The following is a 25,256-nucleotide window of genomic DNA, read 5'->3' on the forward strand; positions in this document are numbered from 1 at the left end:
TTTATGGCAATATGAATTCAAACTTCTTTTCGTTTGGCGATAGTCTTTTCATCAAAAAAATCAGGTCTCCCTGATTTTAATTTGATTCTGTTTTTTCCAGTTCCTTAGCTTCTTTATGGTTTTCATATAATTTCGCTAGGAACTTAGTAATTTCTTTAAAAATAGAGTAAGTAGGTACTGCTACGACCATCCCTATGACACCGTAGATATTACTTGACAGTAAAAGGAGCACCAAAATCGTAATCGGATGCACTTTCATAACCCCTCCAACGATACGTGGATAGAGAACATTTCCGTCAATCTGCTGAATAATGAGCATATAAGCAACCGCAATCAACATACGATGAGGATCTGTGAACACATTGGCAATCACCATTGGAATCAAGCCAATACTTGGACCAACATAAGGAATCAAATTTGCGATTCCAGAAAAAATAGCAAAAACTAGGGCGTACTTTAATCCGATAACGCTATAGCCAATATAGGCTAAACATCCAATAATAACCGCATCAATCGCAATTCCACTGATATAGCGCGCTATGGTTGTATTGAGATTGGTTAAAAGGCTAGAAAGATTCAATTTGTCATGTTTTAAGATGGTACGTTCCAACATTGGTAGCAACTTATGACCATCCAACAAGAAATAAATCAAGAATACAGGGGTCATAATGAGAATCAGAACCGTACTAAACAAAGCTGAAAGAACGCTTCCTAAACTGTTGCTGACGCTATTAAGGATATTCTGGAGGATATCCACATAGGAGAGATTCAGTTGTTGAATTGTTTGTTGAATATCAATATTTTGGAAGACTGGATTCATGGACAAATCGATGATCAAATCTTGTAGTCTACTATAGATGTTTTGACTAGAAATAATCAAGCTGGTCAACTGATTAATTAAAATCGGCAAGAGATAAACGACCCCAACCACGATAGCACCAATCAAGGCACAAAGAGTGACCAAGACACCAATTAGACGATTGATCTTACATCTCTTTTCTAAGAAAGTAACGACTGGATTTGTAATGTAGTAAAAAAATCCACCAAGCAAAAATGGAATCATGATGGTATTCACAACTGTTACGAAGGGAGTAATGATGGCTCCCATTTCTCTCCAAAGATAGAAAATCAGTGTTAATAATAAAATTTCAGCTGTCCAAAAAAATAATTTGTTTCTACGGAACATAGGTATCCTCCTTCTCTCTATTTTACCACATTTCTGAAAAAGATAAGATGGCTTTAGTAAAAAAGCGAGAATATTTTTTTTCTTTATGATAAAATAAAGCTAATATGAAAAAAATAATTTTATCTTTTATGACACTTTTAGTTTTTGGAACAGCTTCTACTGTTTCTGCTCAGGAGTTTGATGTTGCTGCTAAACATGCTATTGCTGTCGAGGCTACAACTGGAAAAATCCTCTATGAAAAAGATGCAAATCAGCCTGTAGAAATTGCTTCTATTACAAAACTGGTTACAGTTTATCTGGTCTATGAAGCTCTGGAACAAGGAACTATCAGCCTATCTACACCTGTTGATATTTCGGACTATCCTTACAAACTTACAACTAATTCTGAGGCGAGTAACGTCCCTATGGAAGCTCGAAATTATACTGTTGAACAACTATTAGAGGCTACAATGGTATCCAGTGCGAACAGCGCTGCGATTGCACTAGCAGAAAAGATTGCTGGTTCTGAGAAAGACTTTGTAGACAAAATGAGGGCTAAACTTCTTGAATGGGGAATTCAAGATGCAACTATTGTAAACACTACTGGTTTAAATAATGAGACACTTGGCGATAATATCTATCCGGGTTCTAAAAAAGACGATGAAAACAAGTTGAGTGCCTACGATGTTGCAATCGTCGCTCGTAACCTCATCCGAGATTACCCTCAAGTTTTGGAGATCACCAAAAAACCAACTTCTACCTTTGCAGGACTTGAAATCCACTCAACCAACTATATGTTGGAGGGAATGCCAGCCTATCGTGGTGGTATTGATGGACTAAAGACAGGTACTACTGATAAAGCTGGTGCTTCATTCGTGGGAACAACTGTTGAGAAAGGGATGCGTATTATTACGGTTGTTTTGAATGCAGATCAACAAGATACCAACCCTTATGCACGTTTTACTGCTACTTCAGCACTTTTAGATTATATTTCTGCAAACTTTGCTTTAAAAACCGTCGTTCAGAAAGGTGAAGCATACAATGATAGTAAAGTAACAGTTCTTGATGGTAAAGAAGATAATGTGACAGCTGTCGCTAAGTCAGACATTTCCATCGTCCAACGCATCGGAAGCGGTACTACACCAACTCTCCAATTCACACCGAAATCAACATCAGAAATGGCTCCACTGGAAGAAGGCAAGGTTGTCGGTACTCTGACCTATGATGACCAGGATTTGGTTGGACAGGGCTATCTTACTTCCGACAAACCATCTTTTGAAATGGTTTCTGAAAAGAAAGTAGAAAAAGCCTTCTTTTTGAAGGTTTGGTGGAATCAATTTATCCGCTTTATCAATGAAAAACTATAAAAAAATCGCGAATAATCGCGATTTTTTCTTTATTTCATTTCTTTAAAAGCCGCTTCTGCATCAGCGTTGCTAATAGCACCAAATTGGATTTTTCCGATTTTACCCTGACTGTCAATCAAGTATTCCGTTGGAATACTACGAATTTGGTAGGCTTGAAAGGTAGTTGCTTGTATATCATATAGAACTGGAATATCCTTGTAACCTTGTTCTTGGTACCATTTTGGAAAATCTTGAACTGTTTTTTCACCTTGTAGACCAGGTGCAATGACACTCAAGATTTCAAAGTCTCGATCTTGTTTGGCAGCTAGTTCCATCAACTCAGGCATGCTTTTTTTACATGGTCCACACCAAGAAGCCCAGAATTTCAAATAAACCTTTTTCCCTTTGTAGTCTGATAACTTCACTTCTTTGCCATCCATAGACTGCAAGGTAAAGTCTGGCGCATCCTTACCGACTGCGATTTGTTGTACAGCAGGTTGTTTTGGACTGCTTGTCTGTTTGGTTTCTTTTTCACCACAGGCAATCAAAAAGAATAGAGACATAATACCCAATCCTGTAAAAATAACTTTTTTCATCTTTTTCTCCTTTTATCCAAGAATTCCTGACAAGGCATTTAACTGCCCTAGCATTAATAATAATCCCATCAAAATAATCAAAGCTCCCCCGATTTTCTTTAGTAGAATCATATGGGGTTTTAATTTACTAAAATAGGGCATAATCCAGCCCGAAGCCAAGGCCAAAACAATGAAAGGAAGGGCCATTCCCAATGTGTATACTAATGTTAACACAGCTCCTTGCCAAGCACCATTGCCACCTGAAGCTGCTAGGGCCAAGACTGAACTTAAGACTGGTCCGATACAAGGGGTCCAACCAAAACTAAAGGTTATCCCAAGTAAAAAGGCTGACAGATAGTGATTAGACTTTGATTGTTTGAAGGTGACTGTCTTTTGAACCTCCAGTTTATTGAAATGCAAGATTTCCATCTGATGAAGTCCTAAAAGAATAATGACTATTCCCATAGCATAACGAAACCAGTCTGCATAGAGCATATGCCCTAGGAATCCAGCTCCAAATCCCAAAATAAAGAAAATGAGGGAGATTCCTGCAATAAAGCACAAGGTTCGAATTAAACCAGACCATGCAACGTCTCTTCCAAAAAAGCGAAAGCTTTTCGAATTCCCCTGATCATCCAGTAAAATACCAGCATAGACAGGTAGCAAAGGAAAGATACAGGGTGAAAAGAAGGACAGGATACCTGCTAAAAAAACGGATACTAGAAATATAATCGACTCCAACGAATTACCTACTTTCTCAAAATTCTAATCCTATTTTACTACAAAAGAATAAATTTGTAAGAAGTCTGCTACGCTTATTTATTTTGATAAAATTTGACACAAAAAAAGGAGCTAAGCTCCATTTTTTAATACGTTCCTTCTTCGCCTTGGCTAGTCAAGATAACTGGACCGTCTTTGGTAATCACGAACTGGTGTTCATATTGGCAAGACAGGCCGCCATCTATAGTCTTATGAGCCCAGCCAGTCTTCATATCTGTATCAATTTCCCAATCCCCAGTATTGATCATGGGTTCAATGGTTAGTACCATTCCTTCACGGAGACGGAGTCCACGGCCTGCAATACCGTAGTTAGGAACCATTGGCTCTTCGTGCATAGTTGGACCAACACCATGACCAACCAAATCACGAACGACACCGTAACCGCGACTTTCAGCGTATTCTTGAATGGCTGCACCAATATCACCGATACGATTGCCGACAACTGCTTGCTCAATTCCTACATACATAGCTTCCTTGGTTACGTCCATCAGGTTTTTCACTTCTTCAGACGGTGTACCAACCGCATAAGCCCAACATGAGTCAGCTAAACCACCAGTATAACTTTGGGTGTATTTTTTCATTTGCTCAACATTGTTGAAGTTGAGTTTAGATACATTAAGGTCGGATTTGGCAATCGGACCTCCCAGTACCATATCAACCTTGAGCAAATCGCCATCTTTCAAGATGTAATGACGTGGAAAAGCGTGAGCTACTTCGTCGTTGAGAGAGCAACAAGTGGCATAGGGGTAATCCATGACTGCACCATCTACTCCAATCTGTAGAGGAAGGAAATTTTCCTCTTTACAACGACGACGAACGTACTCTTCAACTTCCCACATATCCACGCCTGGCTTAATCAAATCACGTAAGCCGATATGGATACTTGCTAGGAAATCACCAGCCTTATCCATGGCTTCGATTTCACGTGCTGATTTTAAAGTTATCATTTTTTCTCCTAGATTCTAATTAATTTTAACCGTAACATTTGCTTTTGAAACAATCTGATGACCATGATAAATATCATAATCAATAATAGCTGAACGTCTCGTGTGGTGAATAATCCGAGCCTGAATCCGCAGAGTATCATCTATCTGTACAGCCTGCAAGAAATAAATCAACATCTGCTCAATGATGAGATTACGTCCGCTATTGACAACGAGGTCTTGGGTCATATGGTTGAGAATTTCAGCCAAGACTCCATTAGCAAGAACACCATTTTTCTCCAGCATGAAGGGCTCAACAGTAATGACGACTTCATCATGATGGTAAGATAGTTTTTGCCCGATTTGCTCTGAGAAAGTTGGCAAGGCAGAAACTTGGGAACGGCTCATCTTTTCCATGACATCTCGTCGTGTTACGACACCGAGTAGGGTTTGGTTGCTTCTGACAACGGGAACCATCTCAAAGTCTTCTGCAATCATTCGTTGACTGACATTGGCAATATTGGTCGCTAAACCTGTTACGAAGATACTTCGTGTCATCACCTTGTCAATCGTTGTACTGGGAGACTTGTCTCCTGCGTCACGCATGGTAACAACTCCAACAACCACTTGGTGTTGGTTAATGACTGGGAAACGACTACTTCTGTTCTTACGGACCAAGTCTAGATAGTCTTTGACTGTATCCGTTTCTCTCAAAAAACCATACTCATGACTGGGACGATAGAGCTTTTCGACTGTCAGAATATCGGTTTTGATTTGAACATTTGAGAGGGCTTTGTTAATCATGGTCGCTACTGTAAAAGTATCATGCTTACTTCTCAGAACTGGGATACCTTTTTTATTGGCTAGAGTCAGTACATCATCTTGGACATGGAAACCTCCTGTCACAAGGACTGCATTTTCATTTTCCAAGGCTAAAAGTTGAATACGAGTACGATCACCTACAATCAAAAGACCCCCATCATGGAGATAAGACAGGATATTTTGCTCTGTCATAGCCCCAATGGAAAATTTACTAAACTCTCTCTCAAGACCTTCCTGACCAGCTAAAACTTCAGAGGAGGTGACTTCAGCAATTTCAGCATAGGTTAGCCTCTCAATAGCCACTTTCTGGGACTTGACTCGTATAGTTCCACTACGTGGCCGAGTTTCAACGATCCCACGATTTTCAGCTTCTTTGATAGCTCGGTAGGCGGTTCCGTCACTAACACCTAGGTGATTGGAAATACTGCGTACACTAACTCTCTTTCCAATTGGCAACTCTTCCAGATAGGACAAAATTTCCTGGTGTTTACTCATTGAATTCTCCTTTTATGTATCGAAATTCAAGATAGTCCCTCATTTTTCGTGTATAACGATCGCTCCCCTTAAACTGTCGGACGAGACTAAAGCCCGATTTTAAGGCTACTTTTTGACTAGCTTGATTCTCCAAATGAGTGATGATGGATAATTGTTTTAAACCAAATTCTTCAAATGAAAGCTGACATAGTTTGGTAACTACTTCTGTCATAAAACCTTGTGACCAAGAATCTTTTTTTAAAAAGTAACCAATTTCTGCTTCTTTTTTGATTTCATCAATCTTTTCAAATTTAATGGAGCCAATCATTTCCTGATTTCCTTGGAGACAAATTGCCCAAACACCCAGAGGATTCTTCATAAAATAGTTAGCAAGGGCGTACTGACTTTCTTCCAAACTTGCTTGACTGGGAAAAATAAACTGTAAATTCTCAGGGTTTGAAGCAATCTCGAAAAACGCTTGACTGTCACTAAAAAAGAAAGGACGCAAATACAAGCGCTCCGTTTCAAAAAAAGAAAACATTGCTAATTTGGTCCAAATATTCATAATCACCTCAACGGCTTAGTCTTCAACGAGTGTAATATCCGCTCCAAGACTACGCAATTTTTCAATAATATCTGAGTAGCCACGAAGGATAAACTCAATATTCGTAATTTCAGTCTGGCCTTGAGCCATCAAGCCAGCGATAACAAGTGCTGCACCAGCTCGCAAGTCTGTAGCTTTCACACTTGCCCCGTGTAAGTCACGACCACCGTTGTAAATAATGTGATCGTTTGTAGTCGTAATATCCGCATCCATTTTTGCTAACTCAAAGACATGATTAACACGTTTCTCATAAATCGTATCAATAATGGTTCCACGACCTTGGGCAGTTAGTAAAAGTGGCGTGATAGGCTGTTGCAAATCGGTTGCGAACCCTGGATAGGGAGCTGTTTTGATATTGATGGCCTTCAAATCAGACTGTTCTTCAACGAAGATACTGTCTTCTGAGACCGTCATACGAACGCCCATTTCCTCTAGTTTGGCGATAAAGCCTTCTAAATGTTCATAGAGAACGTTGTTAATGCGAATTCCTTTTCCTACCGCCGCAGCAAGTGAAATATAGGTTCCAGCTTCGATACGGTCTGGGATTACTTGGTGACGAGTTCCATGAAGTTTCTCGACACCATCAATAATGATAATATCAGTCCCTGCACCACGAATATGGGCCCCCATGTTGTTCAAAAGGGTAGCAACATCGATAATTTCTGGTTCACGAGCCGCATTTTCAATGACAGTGCGTCCCTTAGCTTTAACCGCAGCAATCATAGTGTTAATCGTTGCGCCAACGCTGACGGTATCCATGTAAATACTTGCGCCATGAAGTCCCTTACCTTGGGCAGATAAATTCATATTATCTCCCTCATAGCTGACCTTAGCACCCATGGCTTCAAAGGCTTTTAAGTGGAGGTCAATCGGACGAGGCCCCAGATCACATCCGCCAGGAAGGCCAACTGTAGCTTCACCAAAGCGACCTAAAAGACTTCCGTAGAAATAATAAGAAGCACGCAAGCTATTAATCTTACCATAAGGCATTGGAATGTTTTGAACACCTCTTGGATCAATCTCCAAGACATCCTCATAACGCTTAACAGTCGCCCCCATAATTTCCATGATTTCGACAAGACTAGCAACGTCTGAAATATCTGGAACACAATCTAAAGTGACAATATCATCTGATAAGATAATAGCTGGAATAAGCGCTACAACACTATTTTTAGCACCACTAATGGTGATCTCACCTTGCAATGGACGTCCACCATTGATGACAATTTTTCTCATGTTTTACTCTTTCAAAATTTACTAAAAAGGTCTTTTCGTTCTATTATACCATAATTTTCAGTTTTTTCCCATTCCTATTTACTAAATAGCATCTCATTTTAATAAAAAAAGACCTATCACTCAAGCTTTTCAGCCTAAAATGATAGGTTTTTGTGTTAGATTAACGTACTGTACGGATACGCATTGTGTTTGTACGAACAGCTTCTCCAAGTGGCACACCTGCAACGATAACAATATCGTCACCAGATTCTACAAGACCTGCTTCAACTGCTTTACGTTCAGCGATTTCGAACATATCATCAGTTGATGATGGAGCTTCAGTCAACATTGGGATAACACCCCAGTTCAACATCAATCCACGCTCTGTCAATTCGTCGAATGTCAATGCCAAGATATCAGCATTTGGACGGTATTTAGAAATCAAACGAGCTGTGTGACCAGTCTTAGTAAGAGTAACAACCAATTTGATATTCATTGAGTTAGTAGCATCTTTAACAGCTGAAGCCATAACTTCTGTCTTAGAGTTACGTTCGAATGTATCTGAGTTCAAACGTCCGTATTCGTTAAGAAGAGTTTGTGCGTTCTTGTCAATTGTAGCCATTGTTGTTACTGACTCAAGTGGGTATTTACCGTTTGCAGACTCACCTGAAAGCATTGTAGCGTCAGTTCCGTCGATAACAGCGTTAAATACGTCTGATACTTCTGAACGAGTTGCACGTGGTTTTTCAGTCATTGTTTCAAGCATGTTTGTTGCTGTGATAACAACTTTACCTGCTGCGTTCACTTTAGTGATGATCATTTTTTGATAAACTGGAACCATTTCGAATGGTACTTCGATACCCATGTCACCACGAGCGATCATGATACCGTCAGCAGCTTCAATGATTTCATCCAAGTTATCGATACCTTGTTGGTTTTCGATTTTCGCAAACAATTGAACGTGACCATTACCAGTTTCTTCACAGATTGCACGAACTTCGTCGACGTCTTTTGCAGTACGTACGAATGAAATCGCGATGAAGTTGATACCTTGTTCCAAACCGAAACGGATATCATCGTTATCACGTTCAGCAAGTGCTGGGAAAGGAATTTTAGTGTTAGGAATGTTTACACCTTTCTGCTTAGCAATGATACCGTCATTTTCAACGACTACTTCAAATTCACGAGTTGCATCGTCTTTTGCGAAAACACGAAGACCCAATTTACCATCGTCAACTAAAACTTGGTGACCAACTTCAACATCATCGTAGATATCAAGGGCACCAGCAACGTTCAAAGCAATCACATCACGAGTTGATTTGATTCCTTGTTTAGTTGCAACACGGATTTTTTCACCAGTTTTGTAAGAGTACTCTTTTGCATCACCTTCAAACAATTCTGTACGGATTTCAGGTCCTTTAGTATCAAGAAGGAAACCAACTTTTTTACCTGCAAGTTTTTCAGCAAGTTTAACAGTTGCCATACGCTCACCTTGTTCTTGGTGGTCACCGTGTGAGAAGTTGAAACGGAAAGTGTTTGCTCCTGCTTCAATCAATTTAGCAATATTTTGAGCTGAAGCTTCAACGTCAAGTTTTTCACCCCAGTATCCGTCTTCACCGAATTTTTTACCACCACGGATTTCAACCGCAGGACCTAAAGTTGCAACGATTTTTACACGTTTGTTCATGATTTTTGTGACTCCTTTATATAATTCGACCTTTTATGGTCATGTTACCAAATTAATGAAAGTTGATTAGGACAAGCTCTTGTTCAAATCAGAAAGTTCAAGATCAGCTTTATGAGGGTTGTTAACAACGATCTTGCCATCAGCTGTTAAGCTAAACAAAGCTCCTTCTTCTGCTGTACCAAGAATTGGATTCTCAACCATTTTCTCGTTACGGATACCAACAGCGACACCACCGATTCCTTGTTTAAGAAGTTTAACAGCGTGTGCACCCATGCGTGATGCCAATACACGGTCACGAGCGGTTGGTGAACCACCACGTTGGATGTGTCCAAGTTCAGTTACACGAAGGTCACTAGTGTCTCCAGCTTCCTTGAGTTTCTTACCAAACTCATTCGCAGACATAACTCCCTCAGCCAAAACGATGATGTTGTGTTTCTTACCACATTCATAACCAGCTTTGATGCTTGCAACGATATCTTCCATCTTGAAGTCTTCTTCAGGGATGATGATTTCGTCAGCACCAGTTGCGATACCTGCCCAAAGAGCGATATCGCCAGCGTTACGTCCCATTACTTCAACAACGAAAGTACGACGGTGACTTGATGATGTATCACGAATCTTATCAATCGCATCCATAGCTGTCGTAACTGCAGTATCAAATCCAATTGTGAAATCAGTCCCTACGATATCGTTATCAATAGTTCCTGGAAGTCCGATAGCTGGGAATCCATGCTCAGTCAAGCGCATAGCTCCGTGATAAGAACCGTCTCCACCGATAACTACGACTCCTTCGATACCGTGTTTTTTCAATTGCTCAATCCCTTTAAGTTGACCTTCAAGTTGTGCAAACTCAGGGTAACGAGCAGAGTGAAGGAAAGTACCACCACGAGAAATGATGTCTCCTACTGAAGCAGCATCAAGTGGATAAATTTCACCGGCAACCATACCAGCGTATCCATCATAGATACCAAAAACTTCCATTCCTTCTGAGATTGCTTGGCGAACTACTGCACGGATGGCAGCATTCATACCAGGGGCGTCTCCACCACTGGTCAAAACAGCAATACGTTTCATTTGGTTATGCTCCTTTTTCTTTTAACATTCTTACTGATTATACCACATTTAAATCGAAAATTCTTCTATTTTCCGTATTTTTAGCGATAAATCGTTTTCATAGCAATTCCCTCTAACTTTTCCTCTAGAGCAGAATCTTTTCTTACAAAATGTTGTGTAGAAACAACCGTTTTTCCTTCCTCTTCATACCTGATAATGACAGGGATTGGGCCTTTGTATTGTTCTAGGATATTTGAAATCTCTTTATCGTATTCATGATTTTTAACTTGAATCCAGAATCGTTCCGCCACTGCTTCTTTCAAATCTTGTGCAATCATTTGCAGACGACCATCTCGAGATTGAACTTTGCCATTGATGTAGTAAAATTTCCCTTCGGATAAAATGGAAGCAAATTTTCTATATTGGTCTGAAAATACAGTTACATCCAACCGAGACTTACTGTCATGAACTTGTAAAAAGGCCATAGTCTCGCCTTTTTTGGTTCGAATCACTTTTATTTTTTGTACTTCAACTAGGAGAGTGGCTTGAGCTCCCTCCGTTAGATTAGCGATTGGCGTCGTCGGATACAGGGCTTGTTTGGCAAGAGTTTGGAGAGGATGGGGACTGATACCTACACCAATGAGTTCCTGCTCCTTGTAAAATTTCTCTGCCTCTGTTAAATCATCAGCTTCAGTCCAACTATAATTTGTATCCGCAAAGAGTCCACCTAACTCCTCAACAAAGACAAATAAGTTTGGTAGGTTCACTAAGATTTTCTGGCGATTCTTGTCAAATTCATCAAAAAGTCCTAGTTCAACCAAAGGCGTCAAAAGCGACAATTTCTTGTAATTCTTAGGAAGACGTGTGACGAAATCTTCCACACTTGAAAAAGGACGATTTTCGATGATCCAGTAAGAAAAATCTCTTGGCATGCCCTTAATGGCTTTTAGACCCAGATAGATTTTCTTCTGAGCAATTTTATCATGATAGGGAATGCTGTTGATTGCTAAGGGAGCTACTTCAAAGCCCATCTGCAATGCATCTACAATGTAATCGCTACTAGAATAATTCAACATGACTTGGAAGAAAATAGCAGGATAATGCGTCTTAAAATAAGCTAGTTGGAAAGCCAGCGCTGAGTAGGCATAGGCGTGGGATCGGTTAAATCCGTAGCCGGCAAACTTTTCCATCACTGCAAAAACTTGGTTGGCCTTTTCTTCTGTATGCCCAAGTTTCATAGCTCCTGTGATAAAATCTTCCTTCATCAAATGCATCTCTTTAGCATTTTTCTTACCCATGGCACGTCTGAGAATGTCGGCTTTACCAAGACTAAAGCCTCCAAAACGCTGAGCAACCTGCATGACTTGCTCTTGATAGAGCATAATGCCATAGGTTGATGACAGAATGTCCTCCAAGGCAGGGTCTAACACCGTCACCTTTTCTTTACCGTGCTTACGAGCGACAAAATTATCAATATAATCACTAGCTCCCGGTCTGTTAAGGGATGTCGTGGCTACCACTTCTTCAAAGACTTGCGGCTGAACTCGTTTCAAGAGTCGAATGGCGCCAGGTTGTTCAAATTGGAAAATCCCCTTGGTATTTCCAGCAGCAAAGAGGGCCAGAGTTTCTTTGTCTTCCAAATCAATATCTTCGATTTTTAGATGAACTCCCTCTGACTCCGCAAGCAATTCCTGCATTTTTTGGACAAAAGTCAGGTTACGTAAACCGAGGAAATCCATTTTTAAAAGGCCATTAGCTTCAACACCATGAGCATCATACTGAGTGATGAGCATATCCTCACCATATTTTAGCGGAATATAGTCCGTCAAGTCTTGGTCACTCATAACGACTCCTGCCGCATGGATAGAGGTCTGACGAGGATACCCTTCAATCTTTTGAGCAATCTCAAAAGCTTTTTGGTATTCAATCTTGCTGTTGATGACCTGCCTAAATTGCAAATTCTTTTCATAGGCCGTCGTTAGTGTATCTCGGAAACTGATTTTTTTCGTAATATTTGTTAATTCGTACTCTGGAACGCCATAACGTTTGAAAACATCACGAATTGCCTGTTTTGCTCCAAAGGTCGAATAAGTGACAATCTGTGCCACATGTTGACTACCATACCGATCACGAACATAGCGAATGAACTCCGGCCTATAAAGGTCAGGGATGTCGATATCAATATCAGGCATGGTGTAGCGCTCACGATTTAAAAAGCGCTCGAAAATCAAGTTCTTTTCAACCGGATCAATCCCTGTGATATCAAGTGAGTAAGCCACCAGACTACCAACTGCAGAACCACGCCCCATTCCCATATAGTAGCCTTGGGAACGTCCAAAACGGAGCAAATCCCAAACTACAAGGAAATAGTCGTCAAAGCCCATATCATGAATCACAGCTAATTCCTCATTCAGTCGCTCATGATAGATAGCTGAGGTTAGCCCCTTGTCAATCAAGCCTTTCTCAGCTCTTGATCGAAGCTCTTCCACCGCTGGTCTTTCAGGATTAAAGCGAGGAAGTTTTAAACTTGGGTCGATTTGATAGCTTACATTTTCTATCAAATCCTGGAGATTGGCAAGCGCCTGAGGAAAACGATTTTTAAATCTTGCTTCTAAGTCTGAGGCTGGTAGAAAGATTCCCTGTTGTGAATGTACATCTACTTCTCTTAGGCTGACATTGTCCTTGACTGCTGACAAGATTTGTAAAACTTGTATATCTTCTTTTTCAAAAGAGTTGACCTGATAGAGTGGAAGAATGGGGCTAGTAAAGACTTCTTGAGGAGTATCTGGACTAACACCGATAAAATAATCAACCCCCAAATCCAACTGTTCGACCCCATTAAAATAGGGAACAACAATGGCCACATCTTCGAGGTGGGAGGTGAAGTCAGACCAATTTTTCCGTCCAGTCATTTTTAAAGTGGATAACTTCATCAACTCTTGATAGCCTTTAGTGGATAGGGCTAGAAAACGAAGAGAAATATTCTCCTTATCTTTGATCAAGGTCATTTCAAGACCAATTAAAGGTTGGATTCCATATTTTCGAGTCACCTCTAAAAAATGATAAGCCCCATAGAGATTATCCACATCCATGATAGCAAGGTGAGAATAGCCATACTCTTTAGCCGTTTGTACATATTTTTCAATCGAAACCACACTTTCCATAAAACTATAAACAGTCTTGGTGTCGAACTGTGCAATCATTTCTTCTCCTCCTTGCTTTCGTTTTACTACTATTATACCATTTTAAGCTGGATATTGAAGCAACTCTGCACTTTCTTTTCAATATCATCAGTTACAAACTTCTTCTCTTCTTACTGTTAAATTCTTCTCTATTCATTCTCTATTAAAAGGAAGAAAATAAATAAAAAATTAATATTATATGATAGTTTTAAATGTAAATTTAGATATATTTATACCAAACGAAGTATAATAAAGATAGGAGCTATATGCAATTTTACATATAAAAATCTCTAGAAAAAGGCTTACTTCTATGGTATTTATTCAGCATTTTATAATAACTTACCAAATTGATATGCTGGTTTAAGAAATTTATTTCATTTAAGTTTATTTATTCCATTTTTCCCTCTTTTTTGATATAATAAATTTAGTTGATTTCAAAGGAGAGAAACATGCGTTTTAATCAATTCAGCTACCAACCAACCACTAGTTCTCAACGATTTGAGGAATTAGAAGGTCTTGGTCTAAAGCTGTCACCCCAACTGTCCTTAAAAAGACAGTTTGAAGACTTCATTCGTTGGAGTTTTTTCACTTATTCTAACACGGATTATGCCTTGTCTACTTTAGCTGCGGATAAAGAAACAGATTTAGTAACCTTTTTCCAGTCGGACCGTGAGTTAACTGCGGAGATTTTCTACACAGTAGTTTTTCAACTTTTAGGATTTAGCTATCTTGTTGACTTTGAGGATGCCGAACAGTTTCGTAAAGAAACTGGTTTTCCTATTGTTTATGGAGATTTGATTGAAAATCTCTACCATCTGCTCAACACTCGAACGAAAAAAGGAAATACGCTCATCGATCAGCTTGTTAGTGATGGACTCATTTCAGAAGATAATCACTACCACTACTTTAACGGTAAGAGCTTGGCAACCTTCACTACTCATGATGTCATTCGTGAAGTCGTGTATGTCGAGAGTCGTGTGGATACTGATAACGACGGTCTCCCTGACTTAGTCAAGGTCAGCATTATTCGCCCGCGTTATGATGGACAGATTCCTTCAGTCATGACTGCCAGCCCTTATCACCAAGGGACCAACGATAAAGCCAGTGACAAAGCTCTCTACAAAATGGAAGGAGAGCTTGAGGTCAAACCGCCCCACATCATTGAACTTGAGGAACCTAAGCTGAATTTAGTCGAACCTCATGGTCAAGCAGAAGTCGTCTTAGAAGCTGAAGAAAAGCTATCTCATATCAATAGCTCATACACACTCAATGACTACTTCCTCCCACGTGGATTTGCCAATCTCTATGTATCGGGTGTTGGAACCAAAGATTCTCAAGGACTCATGACTAATGGTAACTACCAGCAGATTGAGGCCTATAAAAATGTCATTGATTGGCTCAATGGTCGTTGTCGTGCTTTCACGGACCACACGCGCAAGCGCCAAATCAAGGCTGACTGGTCAAACGGCAAAGTCGCAACAACAGGTATTTCCTATCTAGGTACCATGTCCAATGGTCTCGCCACCACTGGTGTTGATGGCTTAGAAGTCATCATCGCTGAAGCAGGTATTTCCTCTTGGTACAACTACTATCGGGAAAATGGTCTAGTGACCAGCCCAGGGGGCTATCCAGGTGAGGATTTTGACTCACTTGCTGAATTGACCTACTCTCGCAACCTCCAAGCTGGTGACTATATTCGTGGCAATGAAGCTTATCAAGCAGACTTAGAAAAGGTTAAAGAGAAACTCGATCGCAAGACTGGTGACTACAATCAGTTTTGGCATGACCGCAACTATCTGCTCAATGCTCACAAGGTTCAAGCTGAGGTCGTCTTTACGCATGGTTCCCAGGATTGGAACGTCAAACCTCTTCATGTTTACCAGATGTTTCATGCCCTTCCTAGCCATATCAATAAGCACCTCTTTTTCCATCATGGTGCCCATGTTTATATGAATAACTGGCAGTCGATCGACTTCCGCGAGTCCATGAATGCCTTGTTAAGTATGAAATTGTTAGGACTTGACTCAAGCTACCAACTTCCGACTGTCATTTGGCAGGACAATATCGCACCGCAAAAATGGCAAGGTCTTGATAACTTTGGCAAACAGGATGAACTGCATACCTTCTCTCTTGGTAATGAGGAAAAAGTGATTCAAAACCATTATGATCAAAAAGATTTTGATCGTTATGGCAAGACTTACCAGACCTTCAACACCGAACTTTACCAAGGAAAAGCTAATCAGATCACCATTGACCTTCCAGTAAGTCAAGACATTCACTTAAATGGGCGAGTAGAGCTAAAACTTCGTGTCAAATCAAGTACAAACAAGGGCTTATTATCAGCCCAACTGCTAGAACTTGGACAAAAGAAATATCTGCAGCCTTATCCAGCGGTTTTAAGTGCTAGAACCATTGATAATGGCCGTTACCACATGTTAGAAAATCTCTGTGAACTGCCATTCAACCCAAGTGCCCAACGTGTCATCACCAAAGGCTACCTTAATCTTCAAAATCGAACCAATCTCTTGACGATTGAAGAAATCCAACCAAATGAATGGATGGACTTCAAGCTAGAGCTTCAACCAACTATCTACAAACTTAAAAAAGGAGATACTCTCCGTTTGGTTCTCTACACCACAGACTTTGAGATTACAATTCGAGACAATACAGACTATCAGTTGACTGTTGATTTAGCACAGTCTAGTCTTATCCTACCTTGTCAAAAGGTATAATCTACCAGACTTTCAATATGGAAGGATTCAAAGGAAAAGTCAATGAATTTGACCATTGAACTTCCTATAACCAAAGTTTTCCACTTGAACAGTCGAATCAAACATAAACTTTGTATCAAATTCAGTTCATCTGAAAGCATTTTAGAAGCCCCTAGACGGAACTTGGACAAAAGATACTCCCCCTAAGCAACATGTGTAACCATTTATCATATACGCTACTACACCACATGTTGGAAATCTCTGTGAATTACATTTAGAGTAAATTCACAAAACGCCGTGACAAAAAGCTACCCAAATTGAATGATTCACTGTCATTAAAGAACATCAATGTAGATGAACGAATCGCTACCCAGTTTATCTGCACCCAACTAGTGAAAAGTTAAAAGAAGGAGAATCTCTCCATCTAGTTCTTTATCCTACTGACTTTAAAATCATCATACGTGACAATACCGCCTACCACCCGACTGACGTTTTCGTTCAGTCCACGCTTACTGTACCTTTTAAAAGGAGTACTTACTTTATGAACAAATCAGAACACAGACACCAACTTATCCGCGCCCTCGTTTCAAAAAACAAAATCCATACGCAAGCTGAATTACAAGCCTTATTAGCGGAAAATGATATCCAAGTTACTCAGGCTACCTTATCACGCGATATCAAAACTATGAACCTTTCAAAAGTGCGCGAAGAGGATAATTCTTACTATGTGCTAAATACAGGATCTATCTCCAAGTGGGAAAAACGTCTTGAAAATTATATGGAAGATGCTCTTGTTATGTTGCGTCCGGTGCAACACCAAGTTATTTTGAAAACTTTACCCGGTTTAGCCCAGTCATTTGGATCTGTAATTGATTCCTTGGCCTTTCCAGATGTCGTTGCAACTCTTTGTGGAGACGATGTCTGCATGATTATCTGTGAAGATGCTACAAAAGCGCAGGCTTGTTTTGAGAGTCTTAAAAAATATGCGCCACCATTTTTCTTTAGTGAATAAAACAAATCCCGTGATCAAAAGATCACGGGAACTTTTTATTTCTTTGACTGTGTTTCTTCTTTCTTTGTACGCGCCAATCGAAGAGCACGTTTAGGATTGAGACGATTAAACAATTCTTCTAGTTTCTTTTCATTCCACACATCTGCTGCAGAAACAAAATTTCCATCTGCATCTCGGAATGATATTGGTTTATCTCCCATATCAATCTCCTAGTCTACAAATTCAAACTCAAATTTACCGATGCGGACCAAATCGCCATCTTTGGCTCCACGCGCACGAAGGGCTTCGTCAACCCCCATACCACGAAGCTGACGGGCAAACTTCATGACTGATTCGTCACGGTCAAAGTTGGTCATGTTAAAGAGTTTCATAAGTTTATCACCAGAAAGTACCCATGTCGCATCATCATCACGGCTAATCTCAAAGGCCTTTTCTTCCTCGTCAAAGCCATAGTAAACTTCTTCTTCCATATCGGATTCATCATAAATCGGGAATTCTGGAGTCTTGTCTAACAATTCAGCTGTCGCGTCCAAAAGAGTCGCCAAGCCTTGCTTGGTCAGACCAGAAATTGGGAAGATGGCTGGAAGTTCCTCAAACTCGTCGTAGTTTGCTGCCAACTTTTCCTTGAAAGTTTTAAGATTTTCCTGACTTTCAGGCATATCCATCTTGTTGGCTACGATAATCTGTGGACGTTCCATGAGACGAAGGTTATAGGATTCTAATTCCTTATTAATAGCAAGGTAATCCTCATAAGGATCACGTCCTTCGCTAGCTGACATATCGATGACATGGAGGATAACTCGAGTGCGTTCGATATGACGTAGAAACTGGGTTCCAAGACCAACACCTTGACTAGCCCCTTCAATCAAACCTGGAAGGTCAGCTACTGCAAAAGATTCACCTGACTGTGTACGAACCATACCCAAATTAGGGACAATCGTCGTAAAGTGGTAAGCACCGATTTTTGGCTTAGCTGAAGTGATGACACTAAGCAAAGTTGACTTGCCGACAGATGGGAAACCGACTAGACCAACATCTGCTAAGATTTTCAATTCCAGTTGCAACTCACGTTCTTGCCCCGGTTCTCCATTCTCAGAGATTTCAGGTGCAGGATTTTTGGGAGTGGCAAAACGGATATTTCCACGACCACCTCGACCGCCATGAGCCACGATAAATTCCTGACCATGTTCAATCAAGTCTGTAATGACTTTTCCTGTTTCCGCATCACGTACAGTAGTCCCCTGTGGTACGCGAACACGAAGATCTTCTGCACCACGTCCATGCATTCCTTTGGTCATCCCTTTTTCACCGGAATCAGCCTTGAAATGACGGTTATAGCGGAAATCCATCAAGGTACGTAAGCCTTCGTCTACCACGAAAACAACGTTACCTCCACGTCCACCATCACCACCCCACGGACCGCCATTAGGGACATATTTTTCACGACGAAAGGCAACCATGCCATCGCCACCATTACCAGCCTTGACCTTGATCTTGGCTGTATCTAAAAACATACTCATATTTTCTTCTCACTTTAAAAAGGCTGGGGAGAACCCAGTCATTAGTTATTGTTTCTATTCTCGCAGCTTGCTTAGAATCTGCTAAAAGCTCCAAGCGCAGTTGCAAAGATACCAGCAAGGGTTACAAACAACATGATGAGCACGACAACAAGTGTCACTTTCTCAAACAATGTTTTTTTACGTTTTCCATTATCTCCAAAAGCCATAACTTCTCCTTTTCACTTTATAATTCTAAATTAATAGTCTGTTGAAACTGGTGCAATTGCCCACAAAATCAAGTAAGCAAGAACCCCTGCTCCATAACAAAAGGCTAGAACTCCCCAAATCACACGGACAATCGTCGGATCAATATCAAAATAGTGGGCCACTCCTGCGCAAACGCCTCCAATTTTCTGATCTTTGCCACTTCTCATTAATTTTTTCATTTTTTCTTCCTCTTATTCTATTATTTGAATTCGTCTCTCCAATAATCTCTGATGCTAGACAATTGTTTTCGAGACGCTCTTAAAATACGCTTGGATTCTTTTACTGGGCTTGTAACAGCCTGTTGAGGTAGATAGAGAATCGTTTTTAAGAAGCGTTGAGTGACAGGTTGTCCATCATGTAACTCATGTTCAAAGTTATTTGAGATAATGGCATCAAGGTAAAACTCATGAACTCGTTTCCCAAAATTTTCAGCCGAAATCTCGTACAACTTATCCGCTAACTTTTGTTCAGACATATCAGGAGTAGCGATCAAAGCTTCAAGGATAGCTCCTGCAAGCTCTCGTTCTCCATAGTAGAGGGTCCCAAACATTCTATCATTGATCAGATTTTCAAGATAGGGATTGCCATGAGCAATAACAGGCGTTCCACTAGCTAGACTTTCTAGATAGGTTAAACCCTGAGTTTCACTCGTAGATGCTGAAATAAAGAAATCAGCTGCTTTATAGTACAAGGCTGTCTCACTGGGAGCAATCATACCTGTAAAAATCACATGTTTTTGTATGTTTAATTTCCCTGCTTGTTCTTTCAGACTGTCCAGATAAGGTCCGTCTCCAGCAACAACCAACTTCACCTTGTCTTCTTCTTTCAAAACCTGTGCAAAGGCAGCTAAGACTGCTTGGATATTCTTCTCAAAGGAGATACGCGAAAGGCTCAGTAGCATTTTCTCGCCTTCCTGAATACCTAACTTCGAGCGAAGCTCTAGTAAGTTTTCCTCTTTGATCTCAGGTCGTTCAAACTTAGCCAGCTCAATTCCAGTTGGGATAACACGTTTTTCAACCTTGACTTTGTATTTCGATAAAAGGTCACGAACAATCTCACTAGGGCAAATCACGCCATCTACATCATGAAGGAAGCCTCGCACCAAATATTTTACCATACTCGGACGAATTAGCATGCCCTTAGCAATGTAATGCACATAGTCTTCATACTGGGTATGGTAGGTATGAATAACTGGAATTTTCAATTCTCTCGCAATCCAAATCCCTAACAAACCAAGAGAAAATTCTGTCTGGGTATGAATGATATCGAGTTGATACTGCTTGGCAATTTCAAGCGCCTTTGTAAAACCTCGGTAGGCAAATCGTCGATCCTTAAACGCAAAGAAAGGGACACTCGGAATGCGAATAATTTGCCAATCCTCGTAGCGGTTCACGTCTTTATCAGTCGTTGTAAAGATAAAAACTGCATGCCCTTGCTTCTCAAGCTCAGTTTTCAAAGTCCGAATACTAGTCGCGACCCCGGAAACCTGAGGGAAATAAGTATCTGTAAATAAACCAATTCGCATAAATTACCTCACTTTTTGCCCAAAGCAGCTTGTTCTCGATAAAATTTTAACCAGATTTCCAACAAATTCTCCTCAGAGTACTCTTTGGAGATCTCGCGAGCTTTTTCTTTCAAGTCCTTTAAGGCTTCAGGGTCATTCTTGTATTCTAGGATTGCTTCTCTCATCTCGGAAACATCACTTGTAGCACGATAATTCCCATCAAGAATAACCTTATACAGATCTAAATCTCTTAACATAATAGGAGCCTCGCAACTAGCGGCCTCTAAGATAGTCATAGGGAATAATTCATTGTAACTTGGTAGCAAGAATAGATCCGCCATAGCGTAAAGTTCCCGCATCCGTTCCGGTGACACAATCCCAGGGAAAATAAGATTTTCAGGTGGATTGTCCATTATCTTCTTGTAGCGTTCATAACCATCTGTCATCCCACCAAATGAAAAACCACCTGCCCAGATAAAGGTAATTTCTGGCAATTCCTCAGCAAGACGGATAAAATCATCAATTCCTTTACGTTTCTGAACCTGACCCGCACCGATTACGACAAACTGATCTTCCGCAAGATCCATTTCCTTCCGGAGTTGTGCAACCTGTTCAGTTGGTAATGGATGCCATTTTTCTTTATTTACAAAGTTTGGAATATAAGTTACTTTTTCACGCGGAATACCAGCAGCCACTAAATCCTCGATAAACATGGGATTGACCACCACCAAGTGTTCCATTCGGTTGTAAAAGGAAAAAACATAGCGTTTGACAATTCCTTTTAGGAAAAATGGAATCTTCAAACTCCCCTCAAGCGTATCAGGCAAAAAATGCACATAGCCTATTTTTCTCCCAGAGCGTTTCTTTTGGAAAGTGGATAAATAATAGGGGAAATCAATGGTATGAAAGTGAGTTACATCCGCTTCTACAGGAAGATTCTCTGTAACAATCAACTGGTCTTTGGCATCACGGTGAAGGAGACTAACCAATTCTCGATAAGCTCCTGACACTCCTTGACCAGCTACTTTTTCACTTGAACTCAGCATATTAATACGCAATTTTTCGTTTTCCATACCTTCCATTATACCATTTTATTTCCAGAAAATCAGCAAAAGAAAGAAGAGACCAAAGGAAAAAGGATAAAATTACCCTATTTTCCAATCGTCTCTCGCATTTTTCTTAGTCTTTATTTAATTCCTAGGGCGATACGCGCGTATCGGCTCATTTTTTCAACTGTCCAAGCTGGATACCAGACCAATTTAACTTCGGTATTAGTTACCTCAGGCACATCTGTCATCGCATCATGTATCTGGTCTGTCAAAAGGTCAGCCAGTGGGCAACCCATAGTTGTCAAGGTCATATCAATTTCAGTGTGACCTGTTTCACCATCAAAACGAATTTCATAAATTAAACCTAGGTTGACAATATCAATCCCCAACTCAGGGTCAATGACTTCTTCCAAGGCGTTTAAAATGCGTGTTTTGATATTTTCGATTTGCTCTTCTGTATAAGCCATGTTATTCCTCACTCCTAGTCTTCAATAAAATCACGAAGGGGTTTGCTGCGACTTGGTTGACGCAATTTTCTCAAAGCCTTGGCCTCGATCTGACGGATACGCTCACGAGTCACGTTAAAGACTTTACCAACATCTTCAAGAGTGCGCATTTTCCCATCGTCCAAACCGAAACGCAAGCGCAAGACGTTTTCTTCACGGTCTGTGAGAGTATCCAAAACCTCATCCAACTGCTCGCGCAAAACGATGCGAGTTGTGTAGTCTACTGGATTTTCAATCACTTCGTCTTCGATAAAGTCCCCAAGATGGCTATCGTCCTCTTCTCCAATCGGTGTTTCAAGTGATACAGGTTCTTGGGCGATTTTTAGGATTTCACGGACCTTGTCAGGTGTCATATCCATACGCTCAGCGATTTGTTCAGGAGTTGGATCTTGCCCCAATTCTTGAAGGAGATTACGCTGTTCACGGACAAGCTTGTTGATGGTTTCAACCATGTGGACAGGGATACGAATAGTGCGGGCCTGGTCAGCGATGGCACGAGTGATTGCCTGACGAATCCACCAAGTTGCATAGGTTGAGAACTTAAATCCTTTAGAGTAGTCAAACTTATCCACTGCCTTCATCAAGCCCATGTTGCCTTCTTGGATCAAGTCAAGAAATTGCATACCACGTCCTACGTAGCGCTTAGCAATCGAAACCACCAAACGAAGGTTGGCTTCTGCAAGACGTTGTTTGGCTTCGATATCACCAGCCTCAACTGCTAGGGCCAATTCTTTTTCCTCTTCGTTGGTCAAGAGAGGAACGACCCCGATTTCCTTCAAATACATACGGACTGGGTCATTGACCTTGGCAGAAGTTGAGCCAATCAAGTCCTCATCACTGAGTTCTGGCTCTTCTTCTGCACTAAGAACACGCGCGCTTGGATTTCCTTCGTTATCTGTGATAGAAATTCCAGCATCCTGAATCCGTTGCAAAAGGTCTTCAATGCCGTCTGCATCAAGGGCAAACGGAATAACCAGACTTGAATTGATTTCGTCATCTGTCGCTGTTCCTGTTTTTTTGTGGTTACGGATAAAGTCTGCTACTTGCACATCAAATGTCGTTACTTCTTTTTGTTTTGTTGCCATTATTACTCCATTCTTCTCTTTTGGGAAATCAATCGTTGCAATTCTTCCAAGGCTGTGTCCGTATCTCCTACATGACTAGCTTCCTGCACTTTCTTTTTAATTCGTAAGTTGTCCTTGCTGAGGAGAGCACGGTTTCGAGTCGCTTCGACTTCCATTAGCTCTTGAGGCGACATCTCAGCTGGCAAATCCAAGCTAAGCACGTGGTACCAAGCATTTTCAACCTCAGGCGTCTGATGAGAAAGCTCCTCTGATCCGATTTCTCCCTCTGCACTTAATAATTCGTAAAGAATCTGAAATTCTGGGGTATCAAAGAAAAAATCTTCTCTTAATCGGTAGTCATTTAACACAACTGGATTCTCAGCCATTCTATAGAGGAGATGAGCCTCTGCTCTCATGACTGCTGTCAATTGTCGCGTTACAGGTAAACTAATCGCTACCGGAGGTTGCTCCTCTTTGACTCTTTCCTGCCTCTGAACAATTCGACTTTCATTTACAATCTGCTCCACCTGCTGGTAATCAAAAGAAGGTAGATTATCCGCCAGAATGTGGATATAAGAATTCTGGGCGGTGATAGACTTTTCTTTGGCAATTAAGGGAGCAATCTTTTCAAGGAACTCGATTTGCGCCTGCAAGTTATCACTATTTTCTGGCTTGAGCTGGTGAATATAGAACTCTATAGGACTAATCCGAGTCTTGGTTAAAAGGTAAGCCAGGTCTTCAGCAGAATTCTTTTGTAGATACTCATCTGGGTCCATAGCATCAGGTACTCGAACAACCTCCACTGAAAAGTCTTTTAACTCCTCCAGAGCCTTGGCTGTTGCTGCCTGCCCTGCCTTGTCGCCATCATAGCTGAGAACTATCTTTTTGGTAAAACGTTTGAGATGATCAACATGCTCCTTGCTCAGAGCTGTCCCCATGGAAGCCACAGCATTTTCTATACCAGCACGGTAGGCCGCAATCACATCCATAAAGCCTTCCATCAGGTAGAGCTCTGTAATCTTACCTGTTCCCTTTTTTGCCTTGTCCAAATGATACAATTCGTAACTCTTGTTAAAAATTGCAGTCGAACGACTATTTTTATACTTAGCAGTCTGAGTATCAGTTTCTTGCCAAATACGACCTGAAAAGGCAATAACCTGCCCCTTGTCATTGGTCAATGGAAAGATGATCCGTCCGAAAAAGGTATCATAAAACTGATTGCCATCTGACAGGTAAAACAATCCCGAATCCAATAAATCCTTTTCCTCAAACTTGTCAGCCAAACGTTGATAGAGATAGGTTCTCTCTGCTGGAGCCAGTCCAATCTGGAAGTGCTTCAGAACATCATCTGTCAATCCGCGTTTGTAGAGATAAGCCCTTGCTTCTTCTCCCATCTTAGTCGTCATGAGGATGGCATGGTAAAAACGGGCAGCTTCTTCATGCATATCATATAGAGCTTGATGAGGGGAAGCTTGTTGGGGACGAGACTGAACAGGCATAGCTAGTTGAATACCGACACGCTCTCCTAAGAGCTGAACGGCTTCCATGAAAGACACGCCTTGGTATTCTTCGATAAACTTAAAGACATCTCCTGAACGCCCACATCCAAAACAGTGATAAAACTGCTTGTCTTCCACAACGTTGAAAGAGGGGGTCTTTTCACCATGAAAAGGACAGAGCCCTAAATAGTTCCGTCCAGCCTTCTGTAAAGAAATCACATCACCTATGACTTCCACAATGTTGGCATTGTTTTTGATTTCTTCAATGACTTGCTTGTCAACCATACACAATACCTCCATCTTATCATAGTTTCACGTA

The 25,256-nt window shown here is 40.8% G+C and carries 22 protein-coding genes; 3 read left to right on the plus strand and 19 right to left on the minus strand.

The annotated features are described in order from the left end of the window. Positions 1–76 precede the first annotated feature (76 nt). A complete protein-coding gene (locus tag M1G01_RS03320) occupies positions 77–1,186 on the minus strand; it encodes an AI-2E family transporter (RefSeq protein WP_000489828.1) in 1,110 nt (369 codons plus the stop codon). Between the two features lie 104 nt (positions 1,187–1,290). Between M1G01_RS03320 and pbp3 the strand changes: the two genes are divergently transcribed. Next, a complete protein-coding gene (gene pbp3 / locus M1G01_RS03325; RefSeq protein WP_084857341.1) occupies positions 1,291–2,532 on the plus strand; it encodes a D-alanyl-D-alanine carboxypeptidase PBP3 in 1,242 nt (413 codons plus the stop codon). A gap of 29 nt (positions 2,533–2,561) precedes the next feature. Here pbp3 and sdbB read toward each other — a convergent pair whose 3' ends face one another. The 9 genes from sdbB to M1G01_RS03370 form a co-directional block, all read right to left on the minus strand. After that, positions 2,562–3,107, minus strand: coding sequence for a TlpA family protein disulfide reductase (sdbB, locus tag M1G01_RS03330; RefSeq protein WP_247931156.1), 546 nt, complete (start codon positions 3,105–3,107; stop codon positions 2,562–2,564). Between the two features lie 12 nt (positions 3,108–3,119). Further along, complete coding sequence (gene ccdA2 / locus M1G01_RS03335; protein ID WP_002875594.1) at positions 3,120–3,827, minus strand: thiol-disulfide oxidoreductase-associated membrane protein CcdA2; 708 nt, start codon at positions 3,825–3,827, stop codon at positions 3,120–3,122. Between the two features lie 125 nt (positions 3,828–3,952). Continuing rightward, on the minus strand, positions 3,953–4,813 hold the full coding sequence (locus M1G01_RS03340; protein WP_049485226.1) for a methionyl aminopeptidase: 861 nt from the start codon (positions 4,811–4,813) through the stop codon (positions 3,953–3,955). A gap of 15 nt (positions 4,814–4,828) precedes the next feature. Further along, on the minus strand, positions 4,829–6,106 hold the full coding sequence (gene spxR, locus M1G01_RS03345; RefSeq protein WP_000033812.1) for a CBS-HotDog domain-containing transcription factor SpxR: 1,278 nt from the start codon (positions 6,104–6,106) through the stop codon (positions 4,829–4,831). Next, the gene (locus M1G01_RS03350) at positions 6,099–6,650 is read right to left on the minus strand and encodes a GNAT family N-acetyltransferase (protein ID WP_001028745.1); all 552 of its coding nucleotides are present in this window, start codon (positions 6,648–6,650) and stop codon (positions 6,099–6,101) included. The genes spxR and M1G01_RS03350 overlap by 8 nt, the downstream gene beginning before the upstream one ends. 15 nt (positions 6,651–6,665) lie before the next feature. Continuing rightward, complete coding sequence (murA, locus tag M1G01_RS03355) at positions 6,666–7,925, minus strand: UDP-N-acetylglucosamine 1-carboxyvinyltransferase (protein WP_247931157.1); 1,260 nt, start codon at positions 7,923–7,925, stop codon at positions 6,666–6,668. 160 nt (positions 7,926–8,085) lie between these two features. Continuing rightward, a complete protein-coding gene (gene pyk, locus M1G01_RS03360; RefSeq protein ID WP_042902347.1) occupies positions 8,086–9,591 on the minus strand; it encodes a pyruvate kinase in 1,506 nt (501 codons plus the stop codon). 66 nt (positions 9,592–9,657) lie between these two features. Further along, positions 9,658–10,665 (minus strand): 6-phosphofructokinase, encoded by a 1,008-nt coding sequence (gene pfkA, locus M1G01_RS03365; protein WP_000820876.1) that lies wholly within the window; start codon positions 10,663–10,665, stop codon positions 9,658–9,660. Between the two features lie 80 nt (positions 10,666–10,745). Next, positions 10,746–13,847, minus strand: coding sequence for a DNA polymerase III subunit alpha (locus M1G01_RS03370; RefSeq protein WP_247931158.1), 3,102 nt, complete (start codon positions 13,845–13,847; stop codon positions 10,746–10,748). A gap of 428 nt (positions 13,848–14,275) precedes the next feature. Here M1G01_RS03370 and M1G01_RS03375 point away from each other — a divergent pair, with 428 nt between their 5' ends. Next, positions 14,276–16,558 carry a Xaa-Pro dipeptidyl-peptidase gene (locus M1G01_RS03375; protein ID WP_247931159.1) on the plus strand — a complete coding sequence of 761 codons (2,283 nt, stop codon included), beginning with the start codon at positions 14,276–14,278 and terminating at the stop codon, positions 16,556–16,558. 520 nt (positions 16,559–17,078) lie between these two features. After that, positions 17,079–17,549 carry an arginine repressor gene (locus M1G01_RS03380; protein ID WP_049477502.1) on the plus strand — a complete coding sequence of 157 codons (471 nt, stop codon included), beginning with the start codon at positions 17,079–17,081 and terminating at the stop codon, positions 17,547–17,549. Positions 17,550–17,584: 35 nt separating this feature from the next. Here the strand turns inward: M1G01_RS03380 and M1G01_RS03385 are convergent, their stop codons facing one another. The 9 genes from M1G01_RS03385 to dnaG form a co-directional block, all read right to left on the minus strand. Beyond that, positions 17,585–17,749 carry a hypothetical protein gene (locus tag M1G01_RS03385; RefSeq protein ID WP_000502578.1) on the minus strand — a complete coding sequence of 55 codons (165 nt, stop codon included), beginning with the start codon at positions 17,747–17,749 and terminating at the stop codon, positions 17,585–17,587. Positions 17,750–17,758: 9 nt separating this feature from the next. Beyond that, the gene (gene obgE / locus M1G01_RS03390) at positions 17,759–19,069 is read right to left on the minus strand and encodes a GTPase ObgE (RefSeq protein WP_084857333.1); all 1,311 of its coding nucleotides are present in this window, start codon (positions 19,067–19,069) and stop codon (positions 17,759–17,761) included. A 71-nt stretch (positions 19,070–19,140) separates the two neighbouring features. Then, positions 19,141–19,275 carry a DUF4044 domain-containing protein gene (locus M1G01_RS03395; RefSeq protein ID WP_000863851.1) on the minus strand — a complete coding sequence of 45 codons (135 nt, stop codon included), beginning with the start codon at positions 19,273–19,275 and terminating at the stop codon, positions 19,141–19,143. 30 nt (positions 19,276–19,305) lie between these two features. Then, entirely contained in the window at positions 19,306–19,494 is a 189-nt protein-coding gene (locus tag M1G01_RS03400) for a PspC domain-containing protein (protein WP_247931160.1), read from the minus strand. A gap of 20 nt (positions 19,495–19,514) precedes the next feature. Then, positions 19,515–20,840: a glycosyltransferase family 4 protein gene (locus M1G01_RS03405; RefSeq protein ID WP_247931161.1), complete on the minus strand. Its 1,326-nt coding sequence runs from the start codon at positions 20,838–20,840 to the stop codon at positions 19,515–19,517. Positions 20,841–20,848: 8 nt separating this feature from the next. Next, positions 20,849–21,892, minus strand: coding sequence for a glycosyltransferase family 4 protein (locus M1G01_RS03410; protein ID WP_247931162.1), 1,044 nt, complete (start codon positions 21,890–21,892; stop codon positions 20,849–20,851). A gap of 113 nt (positions 21,893–22,005) precedes the next feature. After that, positions 22,006–22,335 carry a metal-sulfur cluster assembly factor gene (locus M1G01_RS03415; protein ID WP_000331924.1) on the minus strand — a complete coding sequence of 110 codons (330 nt, stop codon included), beginning with the start codon at positions 22,333–22,335 and terminating at the stop codon, positions 22,006–22,008. Positions 22,336–22,349: 14 nt separating this feature from the next. Further along, on the minus strand, positions 22,350–23,459 hold the full coding sequence (rpoD, locus tag M1G01_RS03420; RefSeq protein WP_000201890.1) for an RNA polymerase sigma factor RpoD: 1,110 nt from the start codon (positions 23,457–23,459) through the stop codon (positions 22,350–22,352). A gap of 2 nt (positions 23,460–23,461) precedes the next feature. After that, entirely contained in the window at positions 23,462–25,222 is a 1,761-nt protein-coding gene (gene dnaG / locus M1G01_RS03425) for a DNA primase (protein WP_247931163.1), read from the minus strand. Between the last annotated feature and the right edge of the window lie 34 nt (positions 25,223–25,256).

Origin of the sequence: Streptococcus oralis (genome assembly GCF_023110055.1) — a bacterium.
GTDB classification, from domain to species: Bacteria; Bacillota; Bacilli; order Lactobacillales; family Streptococcaceae; genus Streptococcus; species Streptococcus oralis_BY.

What these genes read in the sequence shown, in the direction of transcription:
- M1G01_RS03320 (WP_000489828.1), bottom strand. Translation starts at nt 1,186, where the DNA reads ATGTTCCGTAGAAACAAATTATTTTTTTGGACAGCTGAAATTTTATTA.
- pbp3 (WP_084857341.1), top strand. Translation starts at nt 1,291, where the DNA reads ATGAAAAAAATAATTTTATCTTTTATGACACTTTTAGTTTTTGGAACA.
- sdbB (WP_247931156.1), bottom strand. Translation starts at nt 3,107, where the DNA reads ATGAAAAAAGTTATTTTTACAGGATTGGGTATTATGTCTCTATTCTTT.
- M1G01_RS03340 (WP_049485226.1), bottom strand. Translation starts at nt 4,813, where the DNA reads ATGATAACTTTAAAATCAGCACGTGAAATCGAAGCCATGGATAAGGCT.
- spxR (WP_000033812.1), bottom strand. Translation starts at nt 6,106, where the DNA reads ATGAGTAAACACCAGGAAATTTTGTCCTATCTGGAAGAGTTGCCAATT.
- M1G01_RS03350 (WP_001028745.1), bottom strand. Translation starts at nt 6,650, where the DNA reads ATGAATATTTGGACCAAATTAGCAATGTTTTCTTTTTTTGAAACGGAG.
- murA (WP_247931157.1), bottom strand. Translation starts at nt 7,925, where the DNA reads ATGAGAAAAATTGTCATCAATGGTGGACGTCCATTGCAAGGTGAGATC.
- pyk (WP_042902347.1), bottom strand. Translation starts at nt 9,591, where the DNA reads ATGAACAAACGTGTAAAAATCGTTGCAACTTTAGGTCCTGCGGTTGAA.
- pfkA (WP_000820876.1), bottom strand. Translation starts at nt 10,665, where the DNA reads ATGAAACGTATTGCTGTTTTGACCAGTGGTGGAGACGCCCCTGGTATG.
- M1G01_RS03370 (WP_247931158.1), bottom strand. Translation starts at nt 13,847, where the DNA reads ATGATTGCACAGTTCGACACCAAGACTGTTTATAGTTTTATGGAAAGT.
- M1G01_RS03375 (WP_247931159.1), top strand. Translation starts at nt 14,276, where the DNA reads ATGCGTTTTAATCAATTCAGCTACCAACCAACCACTAGTTCTCAACGA.
- M1G01_RS03380 (WP_049477502.1), top strand. Translation starts at nt 17,079, where the DNA reads ATGAACAAATCAGAACACAGACACCAACTTATCCGCGCCCTCGTTTCA.
- M1G01_RS03385 (WP_000502578.1), bottom strand. Translation starts at nt 17,749, where the DNA reads ATGGGAGATAAACCAATATCATTCCGAGATGCAGATGGAAATTTTGTT.
- obgE (WP_084857333.1), bottom strand. Translation starts at nt 19,069, where the DNA reads ATGAGTATGTTTTTAGATACAGCCAAGATCAAGGTCAAGGCTGGTAAT.
- M1G01_RS03395 (WP_000863851.1), bottom strand. Translation starts at nt 19,275, where the DNA reads ATGGCTTTTGGAGATAATGGAAAACGTAAAAAAACATTGTTTGAGAAA.
- M1G01_RS03400 (WP_247931160.1), bottom strand. Translation starts at nt 19,494, where the DNA reads ATGAAAAAATTAATGAGAAGTGGCAAAGATCAGAAAATTGGAGGCGTT.
- M1G01_RS03405 (WP_247931161.1), bottom strand. Translation starts at nt 20,840, where the DNA reads ATGCGAATTGGTTTATTTACAGATACTTATTTCCCTCAGGTTTCCGGG.
- M1G01_RS03410 (WP_247931162.1), bottom strand. Translation starts at nt 21,892, where the DNA reads ATGGAAAACGAAAAATTGCGTATTAATATGCTGAGTTCAAGTGAAAAA.
- M1G01_RS03415 (WP_000331924.1), bottom strand. Translation starts at nt 22,335, where the DNA reads ATGGCTTATACAGAAGAGCAAATCGAAAATATCAAAACACGCATTTTA.
- rpoD (WP_000201890.1), bottom strand. Translation starts at nt 23,459, where the DNA reads ATGGCAACAAAACAAAAAGAAGTAACGACATTTGATGTGCAAGTAGCA.
- dnaG (WP_247931163.1), bottom strand. Translation starts at nt 25,222, where the DNA reads ATGGTTGACAAGCAAGTCATTGAAGAAATCAAAAACAATGCCAACATT.